Origin of the sequence: Pilibacter termitis (assembly GCF_900167335.1) — a bacterium.
GTDB lineage: Bacteria > Bacillota > Bacilli > Lactobacillales > Streptococcaceae > Pilibacter > Pilibacter termitis.
This window is the reverse complement of record NZ_FUXI01000002.1, coordinates 103,381-126,184: the sequence shown is the minus strand read 5'-3', so window position 1 is coordinate 126,184 and position 22,804 is coordinate 103,381. Positions and strand designations below refer to the sequence as shown.

At 38.0% G+C, this 22,804-nt stretch carries 19 protein-coding genes and 1 other annotated feature; of the genes, 2 read left to right on the top strand and 17 right to left on the bottom strand.

Translation table 11 applies throughout. From position 1 onward, the window contains the following. Positions 1 to 293: 293 nt before the first annotated feature. From B5D30_RS01335 to B5D30_RS01285, 11 genes are all read right to left on the bottom strand, one after another. Positions 294 to 989 carry a phosphoglycerate mutase gene (locus tag B5D30_RS01335; protein ID WP_078806230.1) on the bottom strand — a complete coding sequence of 232 codons (696 nt, stop codon included), beginning with the start codon at positions 987 to 989 and terminating at the stop codon, positions 294 to 296. A gap of 133 nt (positions 990 to 1,122) precedes the next feature. After that, positions 1,123 to 1,887: a hypothetical protein gene (locus B5D30_RS01330; RefSeq protein WP_078806229.1), complete on the bottom strand. Its 765-nt coding sequence runs from the start codon at positions 1,885 to 1,887 to the stop codon at positions 1,123 to 1,125. 37 nt (positions 1,888 to 1,924) lie between these two features. After that, on the bottom strand, positions 1,925 to 2,464 hold the full coding sequence (locus B5D30_RS01325) for a helix-turn-helix domain-containing protein (protein WP_078806228.1): 540 nt from the start codon (positions 2,462 to 2,464) through the stop codon (positions 1,925 to 1,927). Positions 2,465 to 2,661: 197 nt separating this feature from the next. Then, positions 2,662 to 5,247 carry an FtsK/SpoIIIE family DNA translocase gene (locus tag B5D30_RS01320; protein WP_078806251.1) on the bottom strand — a complete coding sequence of 862 codons (2,586 nt, stop codon included), beginning with the start codon at positions 5,245 to 5,247 and terminating at the stop codon, positions 2,662 to 2,664. 75 nt (positions 5,248 to 5,322) lie between these two features. Continuing rightward, complete coding sequence (locus B5D30_RS01315) at positions 5,323 to 7,422, bottom strand: DNA topoisomerase 3 (RefSeq protein WP_078806227.1); 2,100 nt, start codon at positions 7,420 to 7,422, stop codon at positions 5,323 to 5,325. A 64-nt stretch (positions 7,423 to 7,486) separates the two neighbouring features. Then, the gene (locus B5D30_RS01310) at positions 7,487 to 8,575 is read right to left on the bottom strand and encodes a M42 family metallopeptidase (RefSeq protein ID WP_078806226.1); all 1,089 of its coding nucleotides are present in this window, start codon (positions 8,573 to 8,575) and stop codon (positions 7,487 to 7,489) included. 152 nt (positions 8,576 to 8,727) lie between these two features. Beyond that, positions 8,728 to 9,351, bottom strand: a complete 624-nt coding sequence (locus tag B5D30_RS01305) for a hypothetical protein (protein ID WP_234984593.1) — start codon at positions 9,349 to 9,351, stop codon at positions 8,728 to 8,730. A gap of 385 nt (positions 9,352 to 9,736) precedes the next feature. After that, on the bottom strand, positions 9,737 to 10,096 hold the full coding sequence (rplT, locus tag B5D30_RS01300) for a 50S ribosomal protein L20 (RefSeq protein WP_078806225.1): 360 nt from the start codon (positions 10,094 to 10,096) through the stop codon (positions 9,737 to 9,739). A 78-nt stretch (positions 10,097 to 10,174) separates the two neighbouring features. Further along, on the bottom strand, positions 10,175 to 10,375 hold the full coding sequence (gene rpmI, locus B5D30_RS01295) for a 50S ribosomal protein L35 (protein WP_078806224.1): 201 nt from the start codon (positions 10,373 to 10,375) through the stop codon (positions 10,175 to 10,177). 40 nt (positions 10,376 to 10,415) lie between these two features. Then, the gene (gene infC, locus B5D30_RS01290) at positions 10,416 to 10,940 is read right to left on the bottom strand and encodes a translation initiation factor IF-3 (RefSeq protein WP_078806223.1); all 525 of its coding nucleotides are present in this window, start codon (positions 10,938 to 10,940) and stop codon (positions 10,416 to 10,418) included. A gap of 14 nt (positions 10,941 to 10,954) precedes the next feature. After that, positions 10,955 to 11,072: a sequence feature (ribosomal protein L20 leader region), on the bottom strand. A 122-nt stretch (positions 11,073 to 11,194) separates the two neighbouring features. After that, positions 11,195 to 12,199 carry a glycosyltransferase family 4 protein gene (locus tag B5D30_RS01285; RefSeq protein WP_078806222.1) on the bottom strand — a complete coding sequence of 335 codons (1,005 nt, stop codon included), beginning with the start codon at positions 12,197 to 12,199 and terminating at the stop codon, positions 11,195 to 11,197. A 147-nt stretch (positions 12,200 to 12,346) separates the two neighbouring features. Between B5D30_RS01285 and B5D30_RS01280 the strand changes: the two genes are divergently transcribed. Further along, positions 12,347 to 13,390: a glycosyltransferase family 4 protein gene (locus B5D30_RS01280; RefSeq protein ID WP_078806221.1), complete on the top strand. Its 1,044-nt coding sequence runs from the start codon at positions 12,347 to 12,349 to the stop codon at positions 13,388 to 13,390. Between the two features lie 46 nt (positions 13,391 to 13,436). On the opposite strand, the gene trxA is transcribed toward B5D30_RS01280, so the two are convergent. The 4 genes from trxA to zapA all read right to left on the bottom strand — a co-directional run bounded on the left by trxA (position 13,437) and on the right by zapA (position 17,483). After that, positions 13,437 to 13,751, bottom strand: a complete 315-nt coding sequence (trxA, locus tag B5D30_RS01275) for a thioredoxin (RefSeq protein ID WP_078806220.1) — start codon at positions 13,749 to 13,751, stop codon at positions 13,437 to 13,439. A 230-nt stretch (positions 13,752 to 13,981) separates the two neighbouring features. Continuing rightward, a complete protein-coding gene (locus tag B5D30_RS01270; protein WP_078806219.1) occupies positions 13,982 to 16,351 on the bottom strand; it encodes an endonuclease MutS2 in 2,370 nt (789 codons plus the stop codon). Between the two features lie 70 nt (positions 16,352 to 16,421). Next, complete coding sequence (locus B5D30_RS01265; RefSeq protein ID WP_078806218.1) at positions 16,422 to 16,976, bottom strand: CvpA family protein; 555 nt, start codon at positions 16,974 to 16,976, stop codon at positions 16,422 to 16,424. 45 nt (positions 16,977 to 17,021) lie between these two features. Continuing rightward, the gene (gene zapA, locus B5D30_RS01260) at positions 17,022 to 17,483 is read right to left on the bottom strand and encodes a cell division protein ZapA (protein WP_078806217.1); all 462 of its coding nucleotides are present in this window, start codon (positions 17,481 to 17,483) and stop codon (positions 17,022 to 17,024) included. A 114-nt stretch (positions 17,484 to 17,597) separates the two neighbouring features. Between zapA and lepB the strand changes: the two genes are divergently transcribed. Next, positions 17,598 to 18,191 (top strand): signal peptidase I, encoded by a 594-nt coding sequence (gene lepB / locus B5D30_RS01255; RefSeq protein WP_078806216.1) that lies wholly within the window; start codon positions 17,598 to 17,600, stop codon positions 18,189 to 18,191. 393 nt (positions 18,192 to 18,584) lie between these two features. On the opposite strand, the gene B5D30_RS01250 is transcribed toward lepB, so the two are convergent. After that, entirely contained in the window at positions 18,585 to 20,642 is a 2,058-nt protein-coding gene (locus B5D30_RS01250) for a S8 family serine peptidase (protein WP_078806215.1), read from the bottom strand. Next, positions 20,632 to 22,803: a peptidase domain-containing ABC transporter gene (locus B5D30_RS01245; protein ID WP_078806214.1), complete on the bottom strand. Its 2,172-nt coding sequence runs from the start codon at positions 22,801 to 22,803 to the stop codon at positions 20,632 to 20,634. The genes B5D30_RS01250 and B5D30_RS01245 overlap by 11 nt, the downstream gene beginning before the upstream one ends. Position 22,804 lies beyond the last annotated feature (1 nt).

Here is a 22,804-nt window from a genome sequence, read left to right as displayed (position 1 = left end):
AGTAACCATAGGTTTTTAGAAACACTTTGAATTTCACACAAATAAATTTAACCTACTTCTTGTCTATTATAGCAGAAAATGACTAAAAAAAAAGATGAAGAAAGAAAAAGATTGGTTAATTTTAGAGGTAAGTAAAAAAACTGAGAAACCAATACGAGTTTCTCAGTTTGAAAATGATTTTGGGCTAGTAGTGAAGGGCTGGTCGCTGTTCGCAACAGCACTGGAAACTACGTTTCCAGCAAGTAAATGCTGTGGCTCACTACGACAAAACCCTGAACGCCCCGCTCGCTTTTCTATTTTTCTTCAAGATAGTACTTTTTCACGACATTTAATTTTTCATCAAAGTCGTAAACAAGTGGTGGGAAGTTTGGAATTTCTACACCCATGATTTCATCATCAGAAAGACCTTCAATGTGTTTTACCAATGCACGAATAGAGTTTCCATGTGCACCTACAAATACATTTTTTCCTTCTTTCAATGCTGGAGCAATTTTGTCTTCCCAGAATGGCAATGCACGTTCAAGCGTTACTTTCAAGTTTTCAGCATCTGGAACAACTGTGTCATCAAGCAAAGCATAACGGCGATCGTTGTGTGCTGAATACTCATCATCACGTGCCATGTCTGGAGGCAACACATCGTAAGAACGACGCCAAATATGCACTTGTTCGTCTCCATGTTTTGCAGCTGCATCAGCTTTGTTCAATCCTGTCAAACCGCCATAATGACGTTCATTCAAACGCCAAGATTTTTCAACTGGCACCCAAAGTTGATCTGAATACTCTAAAACGTAATTTGTTGTTTTGATTGCACGCTTCAATACTGAAGTATAAGCAATATCAAATTCAATTCCTGCTTCTTTTACAAGCAAACCTGCTTTAATTGCTTCCTCTACACCTTGTTCAGCCAAATCTACATCAGCCCAACCTGTGAAAAGGTTCTTTTGATTCCATTCAGAAAGTCCATGACGAGCAAAAACTAATTTTACCATTGAATAATTCTCCTATTCTTATGTTTGAATTTTGTACGGAATAAATCCGTAGAAAGTTTCACTCATTATTTTACTCTAAAATTGATTTTCTCGCTATAAAAAACAAAAATATATTGCATTTTTTTAGAGGTACCTATAACCCCACTGTCTCAGTTTGATTTTCTTCTAACTGTTGGGAAGATTGTCCTACTATTTCATCAAGCAAATCATTATATTCCCATGTATTCACCCCGTGAAGTGCTTGAAAGCGAAATTCGTCATCACTTTTAGTTTTCGGTATTCTCCACTTGCCATTTTCATGAATAAACTTCAAGGAAATCGTTTTGGCAGAACTGATTGGAATTTGTTTGAGCTGTTTTTCTAGCACCTCGTACCAAATTTCATATGTGTCAAATTCCACTGAATACTTTTTTGAAACGTCTATTTCCTTTAGAAAATCCTCCTCAGCATTTTGAAAAACCTGAATGGTATCTAATCCAACGATTTCATAGGTAATTTTCGCAGTCTGCCCAGTCAAGTTTACATCAATCACCTTGCAGCTTGTTTTTTCATGAAATTGGGAAAGAATGGCTTTTTTCACTTCCTTTTGTCTCGGTGTGAGTAAAAATTCTTCCTCGTCATCTATTTCCTCTTTCGGCACATCTAAATAATATACAGGATATTCTGCATACAAATCCGTTGACGCCAAGCGTTCTTCTAACATTGGGAAATCGTAAAAGAACTCTCTTGACTTTTCCTCGTTTTGCCCATATAAAACATATTCCGCATAATATTCCCCGATTTCCTTCGCCTCTTTCTCCGTTGGAGAAGAATTTTTTCCCTTTGGAAGACAACCTATCAAAAACAACAAAGCGAAGGTAATCACAAGAAAACTACACCTTTTTCTTCTTTTGAACATTTTTTCACCACCTCGCAAACTCTAAGTAAAACAACCGCTAATACCCCAACTGCTTCAATCTTAATTTCGCAGTAGTTTCATCAATAAATTCCGTCCTATATAAAGTAGAAATATCTTGTTTCATAATTTCCCTTTCTCTATTTGACACGTCTTCAAATAAATTTACTATTCTCGTAATTATCCACATCTGTGTTGCCCCTAGACCACGAGTGCCAATTTGAAATCCTAACTCCACCGTCTCAGAAAGTCGTTCTCTCTCGAGTTCTCTAATAAGTCCATGAAGATCTCCTTTTATCACAAATTCATCTTCTTGTTCTTTCACACGTTGTTTAAGTTCTGAAAAAGTCGTCACAACGTACAATTCATCTGATTCTTTTATTTCTATCAACCTATCCAACACTTCGCCGGGAGTTTTATTCACTGCTTTTGCAATTCCTGAAATCGTCTTTACTGTATAAGTCTCAGGGTCTCGCCGATTCGCCTTGGAAAGTGTGGTTTCTAATACCCCAGAGTTCTTTGCAACTTCATACCTTGTTTTTCCATGTTCCTTTAAAAAAATATCTAAAATACTTTTCATTGATGTTCTCCACCTTTCTTTACTGTAATATATTCAAGTATAAAGAAAGTGGAAGAAATTTTCAAGGAAAAACCCTTTCATCTTTCATAAAACGAGCGTTTTTCACTCACTTGCTCTACGCTTTACAGAGAAAACTTGCAAGAGAATACGAATACAAACGACCAAAAAACCGCATGAAATTTTCATACGGTTTGAACTCATTCAACTTCTCCTGAGTGATTTGCTACACCACTTACTAATACTCTACGTGGTTTTTTCCCTTCATCTGGGCCGACAATTCCCTCGGCTTCTAGCGTATCCATAATGACTGTTGCAGTGTTAAAATTCATCTTGAACACCCTTTGCCATTCACTTTTACTTGCTTTTCCTGACGAGATAACATATTCTTTAATCTCCTCATAACGTGGATCAACTTCGCTATTGCTACTACCTCCAGAAAATCCTTCGGTTTCGCTCACTTCTCCGGGATCAAAATTCTCATTATAGACTACTTCTTGTTGTGTTTTGACAAATTCTACGACACGTTCGACTTCTTGGTCACTTAAAAATGCTCCTTGCACACGAATGGGATGACTTGCACCAATCGGATAATAGAGCATATCACCTCGCCCTAGAAGTTTTTCAGCTCCTTGTTGATCCAAAATCGTCCGACTATCCACCCCACTTGAAACGGCAAATGCCATGCGTGACGGGATATTTGCCTTGATCAGTCCTGTGATAACGTCCACGCTCGGTCTTTGTGTCGCCAAAATCATGTGAATCCCTGCTGCACGTGCTTTTTGTGCCAGACGGACAATTGCCGCCTCCACTTCTTTTCCAGAAACCATCATCAAATCTGCCATTTCATCTACGATCACGACAATATACGGCATTTTGGCATATTTTTTCGCACCCTTGCCTAATTTTGCATTTTCAAAATCAACCATTGCGTTGTAGCTTTCCATTTTTCTAATGCCAAATTGAGCAAATAGCTCATATCTTCGTTCCATTTCTTCCACGACTTTATTGAGTGCCTGTGAGGCTTTTTTAGGATTGGTCACAACTGGAGTTAAAAGGTGGGGAATACCGTTATAAACGGATAACTCCACCATTTTCGGGTCGACCATGACCATTTTCACTTCATGTGGCTTAGCGTGGAACAAAATACTTGTGATAATACCATTTACCGCCACAGATTTCCCGCTCCCTGTTGCACCAGCAACTAGTACGTGCGGCATAGCACTCAAGTCCATTGTTTGAATCCCACCATAAATATCTCGCCCGAGTGGGACTTCCAAATATTTATCTTTGTGAAGTTTCATTTTTTCCGCAATGTCACGATAACTAACAGGCGAAATATGAGCGTTTGGTACTTCTATCCCTATCAACGATTTGCCGGGAATTGGTGCTTCCATTCGCAAATCTCTCGCTCCAAGAGCCAACTGAATATCGTCGGTCATCTTTTTAAAACGACTAACCGCAACACCAATTGCAGGTTTCACCTCAAACTTCGTTACACTCGGCCCAATTTGTGCGTTGACGATTGAGGCATCCACTTTGAAACTTTCAAATGTCTTGCGAAGTTTTTCCATGTTTTCCTCAGCAATCGCAATTTCACCCGTCTGATCACTCGGTGGAATTGGGTCAAGCAAACTTGTTTGTGGCAATTTATAATTCGGATTTTCTAGCTCTTGAATTGCCAGATTGTTGATTGCTACATCTTGTTGACGAGCCTCTTCGGCTTCTCTTTCACCTAACACTTCCCCTTCTTCCCCTTCATAATCAGAAAAAGGAATTTCTCTTGGGTCAAATGTTTCTTCTTCTACCTCAAGTTCCAAACTTTCTTGCACTGGCACTACTTCTTCTTTCACACTTGAAAGTGAAACTTTTGGCAAGCCAACTTGCTTAATTGGCTCATCTGAAAACGGAGTGAGTGTTTCTAATTCCGTCGTTTGCGGAGGGAGAATTTCTTCTTCCTTTTGCATAATGGTAGGGGTAGATGTTGAAATCGGAATTGGAGTTTCTTCCACTTCTGGCTCACTCTCTTGCGAATTTGCTAATTCTTGCATTCTCTTTTCATAATACGCACTACGTTTTTCTAGTTTAGCTTGAGCTTTTTGTTCTTTTCGCAATTGACGAGCCTCTTGTTTTTGCGTCCGAAGTGCCTCTTTTTTTGCCAAAATTTCAGGGTCTTCCTCTATTTTTTCTTTCACTGTATGAAACCAATCGGAAAGCTCACTTGTACCAATACCAAAAAATAGACAAATACCTATACAGAGCAACACAATCGCAATAAGCCAGCTGCCTAATGTTGCCACCAAAAAATGAGTGAGCGAAAATTCTACTGCTCCAATCATTCCGCCACCGACATTTTCCGCTACTTTTCCATGCCGAAAATCAAGCACCAGCATTTCCCATGTAGTTGAGAGGATATTAGGATTTTTCGTTTTGATACTGTCAAACATCAACGCATGGTTCATGAGCAAAATACTCATAAAACTAAGTGTTGCCCCAGTGATTCGTTTCACCGTCCAAAATTTCTCTCTTCCCTTTGACTGAAACAAAGGTGAAATAATGAGATAAATAGAAAAAACAAGCACTGCCAAACATAAAATTTCAAACAAATTCCCAACGAAAATCCGAAAAATATTCGCCACTTGTATGCCTAAATACCCTAATTGAAAGCCAGAAAAAATCGCAATCAAAATCCCAGCTAACCCAATAAGAATCTCTCGCCTTTGAACTTGCTGTTTTTTACTATTTTTGCTACTTCTTCTACCTGTTTTTTTCTTCCTTTGTGCCAAAATTTGCACCTACTTCCTAGTGTATATCGCATATATTATAGCATAGAAATGCTTGGGGATTGTGTTTTTTCGTTATCACTCCCCTGCCATCGCTTTTTTCAAAGCCAAAGCTAGTGGACTTTCTTCAGGTTCGCTTTCTTGATTGATTTTCTTGAGGAGCTTGCGTTCTTCGTGCTTGCTCATTTTCTTTTTACGCTCGCTCTTATCTAACATTTTTTCTGTTGTGCCGTCGTATTTACAGCGGAAATACGCTCCATTACTTCCTTCGATAATTTCCATTTTCTTGTGACAAGTTGGGCAACGGTGATTAGAAATTTTTGCATCTTTTCTTCGTCTATACGAGCAACTCGTGCAAACATAAAATTTCCCGTCACGTGTATTTCGCTCACGCAAAGGTGAAGAGCAATCTGGACATTTTTTATTGGTTATCGCAAAATCTTTGTAACTCTTCTCCGATTGCTTAATTTCTCGCACAAGTTTAGTGGTCACTTCTTCTATTTCATTGAGAAATTCAGCCGACTTCATTTTTCCTTTAGCAATTAACTCTAGCTCTTTCTCCCATTTCGCCGTCAATTCTGGTGTTACTAAAGACGGATTGACCAATGTTAACAATTGCTTGCCTTTTGGTGTTGTTTTCAAAATCGACGTTCCATTTCCACGTTCCATTAGTTCACTGGAAATCAATTTTTCAATGATTTCCGCACGCGTAGCAGGAGTACCAAGACCTGATTTTTCCATTTTTTCCAAAAGCGTTCCCTCGGTCAATGCCTTAGGTGGACTTGTTAAATTTTTCTCAATAGAAAATTCCCCCTTAACACTCTCAATTTTGCTCCAATCTAGTTGTTTATCAGAAACTTCATCATTTCCTCGCCAACCAGCTTGTTTCACGAGATTACTAGTAAAAACAAATGTCGCACCGTCAAATTCAACTTTCGCTCGCATAGTCTCAGTAATATGCTTTTCCGCAAAAAGCCCCAAAAATCGCTCGACAATGAGCTTATAAATTTTCCATTCATCACTTGAGAGTTTTTCCGCTCTCACACGTTCTTCGGTTGGAATCAAAGCATAGTGGTCGCTCACTTTGTTATCATTGAACACTGCCGTTTGCTTTACCACACTTCCAGCTTTAATGTAGCGTTTTGCCACATCAAAACTTCCTGCAATCGCCTCAAGTCGCTCTTTCATAGAGGAAGCTATATCACGTGGCAAATATTTAGAATCTGTCCTCGGATAACTCACGATTTTATGCGTTTCATACAAACTTTGAACTAAAGAAAGTGTACGTTTTGCAGAAAATCCATAATGATTGTTCGCCACTCGTTGTAATTCGGTCAAATCATACGGCAATGGTGCGGATTGTGATTTTTCTTTCTTTTCCACGTTTGCAACATGTCCGATTTTCCCATTCAAACGTCCAACAAATTCCTCTGCATTCTTGCGTTCTTTGAATTGATGAGGATTTTTCGTTTCCAATTTTCCTTTTTGTCCAAAAGCCAAAAGTTCAATTGTGAAAAATGTGGTTGGCATAAATTTCTCAATTTTTTCCTCTTGATTGCGAACAAAAGCAAGCGTTGGAGTTTGCACTCGTCCAGCAGATAAATTGTCGCTATATTTCACCGTCAACGCTCGTGTCACGTTTAAACCTACAAGCCAATCTGCTTTACTTCTTGAAAGTGCCGAATGATAAAGACTATCGTATTGTTTACTTGGTTTGAGCGTGCGAAAGCCTTCTTTCACTGCTTTGTCCGTTTGGGAAGAAATCCACAATCTTTCTACTGGCTTGTTGAAACGAACCCACTCAAGTATCCAACGAGCCACAAGTTCCCCCTCACGTCCTGCATCTGTGGCAATAACGGCACCTGTTACATCTTTTCTTTTCGCTAAATTGCCAATCGCCTTGAGCTGTGCTGTCGTTTTAGGAAGTGGTTTTATCCCTAATTTTTTGGGCAACATAGGCAATTGATTCATATTCCATTCTGCCCAAGATTTTTCTATATCCTCTGGCATTTTCAACGTCAACAAATGCCCTAAAGCCCATGTAACAATATATTTTTCGCCTTCAAAATAATTTTTCGTTTTCGTCTTTGCATTTAAAATACGTGCTAAATCTCTTGCCACGCTTGGTTTTTCTGCAATAATTAATTTTTTGGTCAATGTTCTTTCCTCGTTATACATTAAATTTTTAAGTTCTCTTTATCAAAACAAGGTTGACCACTAAGCCAACCTTGTTAAGTGGAACTTAATACCCTCGTAGTTCAGCCACTTTTTCCTTGTCTAAACGTTTCACAACTTCTGTTACAAGTTTGACCATGTTCAAGTAGTCATCTTCGTGAATAACAGATGTGTGACTGTGTAAGTAACGAACAGGTACTGTAATCGCAAGAGACGGAACACCATTTCCTGAAAGGTGCATACGTCCTGCATCTGTTCCTCCACCTGCAATCACCTCAAGCTGATAAGGAATTTCTTGCTCGTTAGCAACATCAATCACAAAATCACGCAACGCTTTGTGCGGAATCATACTTGCATCAAAAATTAAAATTTGCGGTCCATTTCCAAGTACAGAAGTAGACTCTTTTTCCGTCATCCCCGGAGTGTCTCCAGCTGTACCTGTGTCAAGTGCAAAGGCAATATCTGGTTGTACCAGATGAGAAGAAGTCTGTGCACCACGAAGTCCTACTTCTTCTTGCACATTTGCCCCTGCAAAAATCGTATTCGGATGTCCTTCTTTCGCCAAATTCTCCAAAACTTTTAGCGTAACTGCCGTACCAATACGATTATCCCATGCTTTGGCAAGCAAATATTTAGAGCCGTTCATGCGTTTGTACTCAATGTAAGGCGTAATCATATCACCTAATGCAATGCCCCAACTTTCCACTTCTTCCTTACTTGTCGCTCCAATATCAATAAACATATCACTGATTTCGTAAGGCTTTTTACGTGCTTCAGCTGTCAAGACATGAGGAGGTTTACACCCTGTAACACCATGAATAATCTTCCCCTCACGTGTTTTAATGCTCACTTGTTGAGCAAGCATTACTTGTCCCCACCAACCGCCAAGCGTTTGAAATTTAATAAACCCTTTTTCAGTAATATTGGTTACCATAAAACCTACTTCGTCCATATGACTAGCAAAATAAATACTTGGAGCGTCTTCACCACTCCCTTTACGTTTTGCTACAACAGAACCAAGTCCGTCAAAAAGAATCTCATCAGCCAAAGGCGAGGCAACTTCTTTAAAAATTTCACGAACTTCTTCCTCATTTCCCGGTACGGCTCTAGCACTTGTCAAATCAATTAATAATTGTTCTTCTTTTTTTTCTAACATAATATTCTCCAATTCTATTATTGTTTCCATTCTATTTTAACTTGATTTTGTTTTTTCGTCTATGAAAAGGATATGGCTACCTCGTAAGTCTCATGTTTATCAAAAAAATCCAACTCAAAAAAAGTTGGACTTTTTATCATATTTGTAACAAATTATTCCGCTACTTTAATTTCACCTGAAACAATTCCTTGGTTTTCTTGTTCTTTTTGTGCTGCTGCTTCGTCAGTAGGTTGTTTTGCAAGTTTTTCAAACGCAGTTTTCAAATCAGCTGTCTTGAAAATCAAGTTTCCTTCTAATTTTGCTGCACCTTCAAAGTGGAATCCTTCAGCATTTACATAAACATCACCTTTAACTGTTCCTTGTGCAAGACTGAAGTTTGGAGAATTTACTTCTACTTTGGCAACCGTTAATGTGAATGTTTTAACTGGTAAATGAGTTTTAGGGTCGCTTTCGTACATTGCAAGCTCACGAGCAACTTTCCCGTCACCTTCAAATTCACCGTCAATCGTCAACGTTTCACCACTTGCATCAATATCTTTAGAAATAGCGTTTAGCCATGCTCCATTTGCTGCAAATCCTTTTTGTAAAGTTGCAAAATCATCTGTTCCTTTTGTGGCACCTGTAAAGGCATCAGATTTTGAACTTTCCTCTGTTTTTGATGAACTCGCCTCAGAAGATGATGACTCTGTTTCTTTCTTGTCACTTCCACAAGCAGTTAAAATACCTCCTGCTACCAATAAAGTAGCTGCCAATGTTGCAAATTTTGCTTTTTTCATGTTGGGTAATTCTCCTTTGTCTAGCTCCGTAATACTGAATTTTATTCGCTATTCGCAAGAACACTTAAAACAGAAGTTTCATTGTCAACATATAATAAACACTCGATTATTATAAATACCATACACGAAACAAAGTGTAAAAACAAGTAAACGCTATTGCTCCCAGCGACAAAATTCAAACCGCATTACTTCACTTTTCTTTTTATAAATACTACAAATTTAATTATAAACTAATTACAAAAAAAGGGAAAGAGAAAAAGGGGAAAAAAATAAATATTTTTTATAAAATATAATTGGAAAGATGAGAAAGGGGGGATTTTGTAGCATTTTAAATAAAACCCCACCAAAAAACCCCCAATCCAAAGACCGAGAGTTTAAACTTCAATTATTTACTCAATGCTTTTTTCGCTGATTCTGCAAGTGAAGTAAATGCGTCCATGTCATTTACTGCAAGATCAGCCAACATTTTGCGGTTTACTTCGATTTCTGCAAGTTTCAAACCGTGCATCAATTTTGAGTAAGAAAGTCCGTTCATGCGTGCTGCTGCGTTGATACGTGCAATCCACAATTTGCGGAAATCACGTTTTTTCTGACGACGGTCACGGTAAGCATAGTTATATGCGTTATATACCTGTTCCTTCGCTGTTTTGAATAATGTATGTTTGCTACCATAGTAGCCTTTTGCTAATTTTAAAATACGTTTACGACGTTTGCGTGAAACGACTCCACCTTTAACACGTGCCATGTTAAATGCCTCCTTATATACTTTCTTTAATTATGCTGTGATATTCTCTTAAAGTTAATTTTTCTGTTGAACAAACGCTTAACGCATTTGGCTTAACATTTGACGGATACGTTTGAAATCTCCGCTGTGTACCATGCGTGCTTTACGCAGTTGACGACGTTGTTTCACAGTTTTTCCGTGGAAACGGTGAGAAGTAAACGCACGAAAACGTTTCAATCCACCTTTACCTGTACGTTTAAAGCGTTTCGCACTTGCGCGATGTGTTTTTTGTTTTGGCATGATTAATTTTCCTCCTGTATAAATTCACGTTCGTTACGGACTATTTCTTGTCAGCCTTTGGTGCTAATTGCAAGAACATACTACGTCCGTCCATTTTCGCTTTTTGCTCAACAACAGCAATATCTGCTGTTTCTTCAGCTAAGCGATCGAGCACTCTCTGACCAACTTCTTTGTGGGTAATAGCGCGTCCTTTGAAACGGATAGAGGCTTTCACCTTGTTTCCTTTTTCCAAGAACTTTCGTGCATTACGCAGTTTCGTATTGAAGTCGTTGTCGTCAATTGAAGGGCTCAAGCGAACTTCTTTGACACTAATAATTTTTTGATTTTTACGCTGTTCGCGTAGTTTTTTCTGTTGTTCAAATTTGAATTTTCCATAATCCATTATTTTTGCAACAGGTGGTTTTGCTTGCGGTGAAACTAGAACCAAATCAAGGTTTAATTCTTCTGCTTTACGCAAAGCGTCTTGGCGACTAATAATTCCTAATTGTTCGCCTGCATCAGTGATTACACGAAGCTCACGTGCACGAATTCCGTCATTTACCATCAAATCTTTTGCTATGGTCATTCACTCCTTTTCGTTTTAATAGAAAAAAGCCTTTGTTTACACAAAAGCCCACAAAAATTCTGTTTAAAAACACAATTATCTGCCCGGAAACCTTATCTCCTAGGCGAGAAGTGGGTACTTCTGCTTTTCTCAACTTTATTAGTATAGCCTATTTCTTTTTGACTGTCAATTATCTTGAAGAAATTTTTCTAAAAAAATCTAAAAAAGTAGAAGTGCCATTTTTAAAGCAAGCTCACTTCAAAAATGGACACTCCTTATCCTCGCAAAAGATTCTTAAAAACTGCTGCAAAACTCTCTGAAATTGCTGGAATACTTCTCTCTCTAGCTACTTGATAAGCTGCTTCTTTCATTTCTTTGCATGGATGATTGACCAGATACTCTATTTTTTTCTGAAAATCAGCGTTATTTTTTCCTTTTAGGCAATTTTTTTCATCTGTCAACCATTTATGATAGGCTGGAATGTCTCGCACAAGAATTTTTTGCCTGCTCGCAAGTGCCTCTAAAACAACGATTCCCTCGGTTTCTTCGTATGAAGGAAAGAAAAAACAATCCGCACCGGAAAATGCTCCTTCTAAAATATCCCCCTTAATATAACCGGGAAATTCCACATTACTCGGAGAATTTTTGACCATTTTTTTGATATGTTTTGGTGTGTAAATATTCGCTTGTTTTCCAATCCAAATAAAGCGATACTGTGGCATTTGTTTGGCTATCTCAATGAAATCATGTACGCCTTTTCTATCAAAATAAAAACCTACTGAAATAATTACTTTTTCATTCCGTTTAATAGAAAAAATTTGACGAAAAGCTTCTTCTTTCAAGCTATTTGGCTGATACTGTGGTAAATTCACACCATTTGAAAGAATCGTTATTGGCACTCGCAATCCGTAGCCATGCAAAATTTCCTTTGCGTGCTGGGTTGGAGCTATCAACAAATCAGCTTGAGCATATAATTTTATCAAATATTTTTTGTAAAGAGGTGCTGCCAAATTGGAACCTGTGAAAGTTTCTCTAAAATCTTCCTCGGTAGAATGAACAAAAATTACTACTTTTTTGTTCGCTTTTCTCGCACGAGTAATCAACTTCTGCGTTCCTGTTCCATAAGTATTAATCAGTAAAATATCATAATCTTTCTGACGAATATCCGTTGTCACTTCAATGTTCGCCATCTCTAATGCACGTTTTTGATTATCGTGTGCTCGAGACAAACCCGATTTCGTAAGCCAATTTCTTCCTTCAAAATAAAGTAAAACTTTCATCTTCTCTCCTCCTCGTAAAATATTAAGTGTACCTCTAAGGGAACCTCTAATAATTATATCATTGTTAAGAAATCATTTCACTTATCACAACACATTTCACCTGTGCTATAATAAGTAGAACAAAAATGTATAACAAAGAGGATGCAAATGATTAAAATAAATATGCTTTCTAGTGCTGAAAAAATTGCAGGGCAAGGTGTTGGCTCTGCGTATCTTGAGTTGATACGCTTATTGACAAATGGTGCTAGTAATGAACTAGAAATTACAACAAATAAAATAACAAGAGCGGATATTACGCATTATCATACGGTTGATTTTCTTCACTATTTATCAACTTTTTTTAAGAAATTAACAGGCAAACAAATCGGCTATGTGCATTTCATACCAGATACATTAGACGGTTCGATTGAATTGCCTATTCTTTTTCAAAGGATTTTTCAAAAATACGTGGTTTCTTTTTACAAACGAATGAATCATCTTATCGTGGTTAACCCTGATTTTATCGACCGTTTGGTAAGACTAGGTATTCCTAGGGAAAAGATTAGCTATATCCCAAATTTTGTAGCAAAAGAAACGTGGTATGAGCTTTCTAGTGAAGAAAAACTCAATTTCCGCAAAGAAAAATCACTGCCCGAAAATCGTTTTACCATAATGGGAGCTGGGCAAATTCAAAAACGAAAAGGATTAGATGACTTTATTCAGTTAGCAAAGGACAATCCAAACATTCAATTTGTCTGGGCTGGCGGATTTTCATTTGGGAAAATCACTTCTGGCTACGAAGAGTATCAACGAGTGCTTGACAACCCGCCTGAAAACCTTATTTTTACAGGCATTATCACTCGTGAAGAAATGATGAAATACTACAACGCTTGTGATATTTTTCTACTTCCTAGCTACAACGAATTGTTTCCTATGTCAATTTTAGAGGCTGCCTCGTGCGGAGCACCTATTATGTTACGTGATTTAGAGCTATATCACAACATTTTAATGGGAAAATACATTCCCGCACAAGACATTTTGGAAATGCAAAGTCAGTTAAATATCTATGCAAATAATCCAGAAAAACTCGGCTTTTGGAAGGAACGCTCAAAAGAAATTTCTCAAGAATACTCTGAAGAAGCACTTCTAAAAACTTGGCTTAGCTTTTATCATGGGCAAATTGAAAAGAAAAAGAATGCTGTTTTGCCTTAAATACTAAAAAACACCTCGAACTTAAAAAATCGAGGTGTTTTTTATCTTAGCTATGTTTAGCTACCAATTCTTTCAACTGCTCTTTTGTATGAACGCCTGTTACACGTTCTACCACTTCGCCGTCTTTTTTCAAGACAAGTGTTGGAATACTCATAACACCAAATGCTTGTGGCGTTTCTTGGTTTTCGTCAACGTCCATTTTGACAATTTTTAACTCTTCTTCGTCAAATTCCTCTGAAAGTTGGTCAAGGATTGGTGCTTGCATTAAACATGGACCACACCATGTTGCCCAAAAATCAATCAATACCAATCCTTTGTCTGTTTCTTTTGCAAATTCTGCATCTGTAATTTCTCTTGCCATTTTGTTTCTCTCCTTTGTCTAGCATAAGGTCTAGGAGTTTTGACATTGCAACAAACTCCTAAACAACCTTGAGCAAATATATTTTTAGGGTACCTCTATTCTACTAAGGAAAAGTAAGAGAAGAAAGAAATTTGCTCAGAAGTTTCCGTTTTCCTCTATCGGACACCTCTAAAAACTCCAGTTAAGGCAAAACTGATAGTTTTGGGCAAGCATAAGTTTTTAGAGTTCCCTTATTTAAATTCTACAATTGTAGCACCATTTCCGCCTGAACTTGCTGGAGCGTATTCAAATTTTTTCACGCTACGGTGGTTCTTCAACGCACTCCAAACCCCTTCACGCAAAGCACCTGTTCCTTTTCCATGAATAATAGTCACTTGCGGATAGCCTGCTAAAATGGCAGAATCTAAATAGCTATCTAGCTCGACCAGTGCATTTTCATAGCGTTCTCCACGTAAATCAAGTTGTGAAGAAACACTCTTTCTTGCTGTTCCAACATCACTTCTTACCTTGGTAAATGTGGTTGTCTCTTGTTTTTCCTTGGCAACAGGGGTCATTTCATTCTCTGAGATGTTCATTTTCAAAATTCCTACCTGCACTTGCCAGCTGCCGTCCTTATTTTGACGAATAAGATTGCCTCTTTGCCCATAACTCTCGACTAAAACTTCGTCCCCTGACTGCAACTTCTTCGCCTTTTTCGCACGTTTCAACACTTTATTCTTCGCCAAAACTTCCTCGTGTTGCAATCGGTCAATCGCACCTTTTGCCTCAATTAGCTCATGCTCTTTAATTTGCACTTTGCCAATGGACTTTTGTTTTTCACGCAAATCAGAAATGATTTTCTCTGCCTCATCACGTGAATTTTCAAGCAAACTATTCGCTTGTTTTCTCGCTTTTTCAAGTTCACGCTCTCGTTCTTCTACGAAGAGGTGATACATTTCTTTTAATTCGGCAAGGAGTCCCCCCGCTTCTTCGACATTTGCACGTGCCTCAAAAAACTCTTGTTCAGCCATTTTCCTGCGACTTTCAAGGTCGTGAATCATCTCATTGATATTCTGACTTTCTTCATCTACCAAATCTTTCGCCGACTGAATAATTTCGCCAGACAACCCGAGGCGAGCGGAAATATCAAACGCATTACTTCTTCCCGGTACACCAATCAAAAGACGGTACGTTGGTTTGAGGCTTTCTACGTCAAATTCCATTGAGGCATTGATCACACCTATGCGGTTGTAACCATATACTTTCAACTCTGGATAATGCGTTGAGGCTACTACATAGGCACCAACGGCTTGCACTTTATCAAGAATGGCAATCGCTAAAGCACTTCCTTCTTGAGGATCCGTCCCTGCCCCTAATTCGTCAAATAAAATAAGGCTGTTCTTATCCATTTTCCGCAAAATATCAACAATATTCGTCATATGACTAGAAAAAGTAGACAAACTTTGCTCAATTGATTGCTCATCGCCAATATCGGCAAAAATCTCAGTAAATATACCAATTTCACTTTCTTCAGCAACAGGAATCGCAAGTCCTGCTTGAGCCATAAGTTGCAATAAGCCGAGGGATTTCATGGTAATAGTTTTCCCACCTGTGTTGGGACCCGTGATAACCATTGCTTGAAAATCTTTGCCCAAGAGCAAATCATTTGCCACCACTTGTTTTTTGTCAATCAAAGGGTGACGAGCGGAAAAAAGAGACACGTGATTTTCTTCGTTTATCTTCGGTACAATTGCCTTCATTTCCTTGGCAAGACGGGCTTTCGCCTCAATTATATCCATGTGGGAGACGACATATGAATTGTTCGATAATTCTCTAGTATGCGGGGCTAACAATGCAGACAACTCCGCTAAAATCCGCTCAATTTCTTGCCTTTGTGCAAGTTGTGCTTGGCGAAGTCGATTGTTCAAATCTAGCACTGCTCTAGGCTCGACAAATACCGTTTGTCCGCTTGCAGAAGAATCATGCACCACGCCACCAAAGACATTTTTATACTCTTGCTTTACAGGAATAACATAACGATCACTTCGCTGAGTAATAATCGTATCGCTCAAATACTTTGCATTTTTTCCACGGATTAACTCACCAAGCGTTGTCCTAATTTCACCTTCAGTACGCAAAATTTGCCTTCTAATTTGTGTTAATTCAACGCTCGCCTCATCCAAAATACGACCGTCTTCATCTACTGACTGACGTAGCGTACGATTGATTTCTGGGTGATACACAAGTTTTTCCGCCCAATCATACAAATGAAACAGCTCAACTTCTTTTTCTTTTTGTTCCTCAAAAAAACGAGCGATTTCTGTTGAAACACGCAACATTTTCGCAATTTGTGCAAGTTCTACACCGTTTAAATTTGCCCCAATTTCCAACCGTTTAATGTGTGGCTGAATATTTTCAATCACAGCAACAGGAATACCGCCTGTCGTGCGTAAAAGTTTCATGCCGTCTTCTGTTTCTTCAAGTTGTATTTGAACTTTTTCTCGCTTCGTTAACACTTTCATTTTTTCTATGCGATCAATTCCTTGTTTCGTAACGGCATAGCTTGCGAGCTGTGCTTTTATTTTTCCAAATTCTAATATTTTTTCTATTTTATTGTTCATAATTCCTCCGAATTTCATGTTATAACTAAAAAACGATACTTCTAAACGAGTGTGAAGTATCGTTTGCCCGCTAGATTTTTCCGATTATATCTGTTATCCACATACTATGCACATCATTTGAAAATATCGGTGTGTAGACAATCATAGCTCTGGCGAGAATATCGCCGCCTAAAATTCTCTGCAAAGTATTGTTTGGAACCATGCTCGCTAGGGATAAAATCAAAAATAGCCCAATATAAACGGCAAAAACGCCCGCAACACCACCTAACACTCGATTTTTTTTTCCAAAAACCTCGAGCATTATCAATTTGTGTGCAAATAAAGCAATCAAACGAACCGCTAAATAACCCAGAAAATAAATAACCAAAAAAGCAAATCCTGCGTAAAACGCCTTATCTAGCTCCAGCATTGTTTTTTCATCGAAAAAAAACATTTTCGTCTCTTGTGTTGCACTCGGAAACGGAATCCACAATTCCAATGCTGCCCCTAGTTTTTCATAGTTTCTCTTGGCAATAAAATAACAAATTATATACCCAATCGAATATACCAATTGCAAAGCAAACCCTCGCTGATACCCTGTATAATAGGCATAAGCGAGTATCAGTAATAAAATAATTGTCAACATAACATTCTCGCAATACCTATGTATCGCATCTCCTTATAAGGTATCTCACAAATCCAAACTACTCTGCTGCGTTTCTTGATTTGGCTGTGCCTTTAAAATTTTGCGTTTGGCTGTTTCATTCAAAATTTGCTGAGCCTCAACGTGTGTCGGTGTTTCACTTCTGCTCTCACCGTCTTTTAAAGATTGTTTCGCCTGATTTTCCATTTCCTCAATACGACTAAATTTCTCCTCAAGCTCACGTGTGCGATTTGCCAACGGACGAATTTCTTCTAACTCTTTTTTCAAACTTAACAACTGTTCTTGCTTTTTCAACTGGTCACTCATTGCATTCAATGCCGTCAAAATAGCTGCCTGCTCATTTGTCGTCCCCTTAGCGAGTTCCTTAATCTCTTTCATTTGTTCATTGACCAACTGGGAAACCATATCCATATGCGTTTTGGTTTCATTGCCAATAATCGTATAAGTATTCCCTGCAATCTCTGTCTTATATCTTGTTTTCTCTACCATTTTGTTCCTCAAACTTTAAAATTCTATTTTAATCTAATCTTTATTATACCAGAAATTCCAATATATATGATATACTAAGACTGATTAAATTAAAAAATGGGAAGTGAATTTTATATGATCAAATTTTTAAAAAATTGGTGGGAAGTAATTGTCTTTGCACTCGTGCTTTTAGCATTACGTTTGTTTGTCTTTTCACCAATTTTGGTCGACGGTCATTCTATGGACCCGACACTTCAAGACGGTGAACGCATGATTATGGTGAAAACAGCAAAAATCGAGCGTTTTGACATTGTTGTTTCAGGCGAACCAAATGAACCTAAGAAAAACATTATCAAGCGTGTAATCGGTATGCCCGGTGACACGATCAAATTTGATAACGATCAACTCTACATTAACGGAAAGAAAACAGACGAGCCATATTTGGATAAATATAAAGCACTCTGGAAAAAAACAAAACTCTTTGACGAGTATAATTTCAATGCTTATTTCCAAGAACTTGCAAAAGAGGCAAGTGCGTTTACAATGAACTCCGAGGGAGACGCTACTTTCGAAGTAAAAGTACCAGAAGGGCATTATTTCTTAATGGGTGACGACAGACTCGTTTCAAAAGATTCACGTGACCCCGCTGTTGGCCCAATTGAAAAAAAACAACTAAAAGGCGAAGCAAAACTAGCATTCTGGCCCTTGAACCGCTTTAAATTGATGTAACAAGAAAAGCTATGAGGGGCGGTAAGGAGTTTGTCGCAGTGAGCCATGCTATTTACTTGCTTGAAACAAAGTTTCAAGTAGCATTGCGAACAGCGACCAAACTCCTGCCACTCATAGCTAGGCAATAAGAAAAGCGGAGAGGAACGTTAAGGAGTTTGCAACAGTGAACCGTGCCGTTTACTTGCTGCTACACTTCGTTTCGAGCGGTATTGCGAACAACAGCCAACTTTCTTCACTTTTTGCTAAACACCAAAACCCCCGTATAAATTTCATTCGGGGGTTTTTATAAGTATAATATCCTCTCATGAGAAAGTTCGATTTTTCACACGTTTATCCATTATTGATTCAGGATACCTCTAAAACTCCGATTAAACCAAAATTGCTAGTTTTGGCTTAATCGGAGTTTTTAGAAATACCCATAAAATACAAAAACTCCCCAATAAATTTCCTCCCTTTTCTATAAAACGGAAAGAGATAAAAAGACAAGATAAACAGCCCAACTAGGATATATTCCCAATGAGTCGTTTCAGAAGTATTCGGTAGTTTTTGTTTTTTCGTGCTACTCTCTTGGCGGACAGTTGTTTTACTTGTCGTTTGAATTGCCCCTTTGGGTGTTTCTGTACTTGGAAGTGTGGCAGGTGAAACTGATTTTTTCACTTCCAAATTCGCTGTTACTTCTGTGCGATTATTTGACGTATCTTCTACAATAATCGGGAGTTTATAAACTCCTGCTTTACTCGTGTCTATTTTTTTGCCAAATCGAACCTCTATTGTTTCAGGAGTATCATAATTATCCGTTAGTTGTTCAATAAAATCTCTTGCCTCTATTGTTTCATTTTCAAAAATGCTTTTCTTTTTTAATTTTACAGTCGGCGAAGTCAGGTCTTGTATGACAATATTTCCTTCTAATTCTGCAATATTTCCCGCCTCATCTTCTAGCAGTACGACTACTTTCTTCTGCCCGAGTTGTCGAAAATCGACAGGTTCTTTAAATTTTATTTTAACGTTTTTTGAAAAATTATCTCGCACATCTTCTACCACTTCTTCTGGCAATAATTGTTCTGGATATTCAATGGTTTTCGAGGTAAAAATACCAGTTGGTGCGACTTTGTCTGGTATTTTTGATAAAGTTTTCGCAAGCTGTGGCAAACCGTTGCCAAAAAATTTATCCTTCCCGCTCTCTCCCAAATCCAAACTATGCTCACTTAACATTTGCCGTACAATCTGCTCACTCGCTACTTCTCCCGTCATTAGATGATAATACGCCAAAAAATCTGCAATCGCAGCGGTAACACATGGTGCAGAAATACTTGTTCCAATTGTCAACATATAGCCTTGTGGCAAACCAAATGCACCTAGCTGATTGTCTCTATCTAATGGATAAGTCGTATAAATTAACGCACTCGCATCAAGCAAGCCGTCAACAAAACGATAATCTCCACCTGACGCAGTAAAAATAACATTCGAGCCAAAATTACTATATGAGGCAAGCGTGTCTTCTCGAGTTGTCGCACTCACAGCAATCACACCTTTTATACTACTCGGCAAATGTCGCAATTTCGTGTTTTGATACCTTTCATCTAAATCAAATCCTTTGTTACCTGACGAGGAGACGATCAAGACATTGTGCTTTTTCGCATATTGAACCGCTCGCTCAAATGCCTCTATTGTCAACTTTTCATCTTCTTTATTCTCATATTTGTAAGAACCTAAGCTCATATTTAAGATTTCTTGTTTGTCGTTGACCGCTTGAATCATCGCCTCTAACGTCCAGAAAGATTCGCCGTCTGTTTTCGAGATGACTTTGTACGGTGTAAGTTTTATCTCTGGTGAAATTTGTGAAAAAATGCCCGCAACCATTGTTCCATGCCCGTTTTCATCTACAAGAGAAGAGTCGCCCTCGACAAATGATTTTGCAAGAGACAAATCTACCATTGGCGAAAGAAAAGGGTGCGTAAAATCAACACCGCTATCTATCAAGCCCACTCGAATATTTTTTCCTTTTGACAAATTGAGAGATTTACCATTTTCTGTAATTTTCTCTTTGTACCACGCCATTTTGTCAAATAATTCTTTTTCATTTGTTCTCTCTACTGTTTCTGTTTTCATCTGAAAAGAGGTTCGGCTCACTTTCCAAGGTGCAACCGTCGTATTCTCTACGTTGATTTTCGGCAGGAAACCTGTCAAAGAAATTTCTTCTATTTGAGAGATTTCTTCTTGCTCAATCTCGCTTACCCCTTTTACTCTTAGCAAACCAATTTCTGTTATCTCTTCAAATGCTACATTTCCGTACTTTTTCTCCACTTGCGTTTTCACCTTGGAGATTTCTTGAGCGTTCTCGACTAAAAGATCAATTGTTTGCGAATGTTCCTCGGAAAACGTGACAACCGGTAGAAAAAATATCAAAAAGATAAAAAATAAGAAACTTTGTATTTTCTGACTAAACTGCATAGGACACTTCCTCTAATTCATCTAATTGAAGATTGCCTGAATAAATATAGCTGTATAATCCTTTTCTTGCCATTAATTCTTCATGTGTACCGTCCTCAACGATTCTTCCTTGATTCATCACGATAATGCGGTCAAAATGCTGAATCGTATTCAAACGGTGAGAAACAATCACGCACGGACAATCATAGTCTTTCAGGCGATTCATAATGTAATTTTCAGAAATATTGTCTAACGCACTTGTCGGCTCGTCCATTAGCATGAGTTTTGGCTGTTTCACTAACGCTCTAGCGATTGCAATTCTCTGCATTTGTCCGCCAGACAAATTCATTCCGCCCTCTGAAATCAATGTTTCCGTTCCCATTGGCAACATTTTGGTAATTTCATCTACTCTAGCGTCTTCAATCGCTTTTGCAAGTAAGGATTCGTCAATATTTGCACTATTCATCAAAATGTTTTCTTTCAAACTCAAGTTGAAAATCGAAGGATTTTGATTGACCACACTCACGAGCTTGCGAATACTTTTTTGACGAATGGAAGAAAGCTCAATATCATTAAAATAAACTTCTCCACTCGTTGCCTGATACAAACCAGAAATAACTTTTAGCAAAGTGCTTTTCCCAGAACCGCTCGGACCTACGATTGCGACTTTTTCATGCTTGTCAATTTTTAAATGAATGTCTTTTAAAATAGGTTCTTCGAATTTACTAAAGCGAAATTGCACATTACGCAATTCTAATGACTCATAGCTATCCAATTCAATAGCATTTTCTTCTTGAGTAATGGTTTTTTGTTCCAAAATTTCGGATAGTTTGCCAAAGTAAGAACGCAAAACTAATAATTGAGTGTAAGAGTTCATAAGCGTGATAATTGGCACAACGAAAGAAAGAGCAATCGAATTAAAGCTGATTAATTCGCCAATGGTGAATGTTCCTTGACTGACACCAAACAGCCCCAAACCTGTAATCAAAAGTGGCAAAACAAACTGCATACTGGTTGAAATATTGCCAATCCAGCCTGAGATGAAACTTTTTTGTCGTTGTGTCAGTAATTGTTTATGAAAATCAGTTTCCCAGTTTTCATAAAATTGTTCTTCTGCACCAACAGATTTCACCGTTTCCATTCCCTCAAATAGTTCAACGAGTGTTCTGTGAACTCTTGAATAAAGGCTTAATTCCTTGTCAGTAATTGCTTGGTAGCTTTTGGCATTGACCAAAGAGGCAACAAGAATAATGCCAATAGCTGATAGGCTAATCATCGTTAGTTGAACAGAATAACTTAACATCAAAGAAAAGTAGGCGATTACAAATAAAATGTCAATGGCAGTGGTAATCAATTGACTACTTAAAATTTGCTGAATGTATGAAGTCAAATTCGCTCGGAAAATCAAATCTCCTGTCGAACGATTGACGAAAAAGTTTAAAGGTAAGGAAAGAATTTTGTTCATGAACTTCGTCATCAAATGTTTGTCAAAGTAATATTGAAATTTTGAGATAATCAAATTTCTCGAAACTTGCATGGCATAGTAGCTAAGGAAAATAAACCCGACTGCTATTAGTATAGACATTTGATTGAAATCTCTAGCAATAAGTAAGTGATTGTCTACTGCACGCTGTGTAATCACAGGAATACTCAGTCCAAATAACTGAACAACAATCGTAAGTGCAATCAGAAAGAACACTAATTTCTTTTCGCTGAGTAAAATTTTCCAGATAATATTTTCACTTTTCTCTGAAACGATTTTACTTTGTGCATTTTCATCTACTCCTTGCACAAATAAGGCGAACTTGGAAAAATGCTGTTCAAATTCCTGAATGGTATAGCTTTTTCTTCCTAACGCTGGGTCTACTACGACAAATTTTTTCCCTGTAAACCTCTCAAATACCACGTAATGTTTGTAGTCCCAAAAAAGAATACATGGTTCGTTATTTTCTTTAAAAAATTGAACAGGGTCGTCAATTTTTGCACCGACAGCTGACACACCAAAATCTTCTAAAATAGATTTTAGATGAAACAATGTGTTCCCCCCTTTTGGAACGCCATAGTAGTCTCGAATAGCATTGAGCTTTACATCTTTACCAAAATAATTGAGCAACATAGAAACTGAGGCGATTCCACATTCACTATGCTCGCTTTGCTCGATAAATTTTACTGCTTTTTTCAAT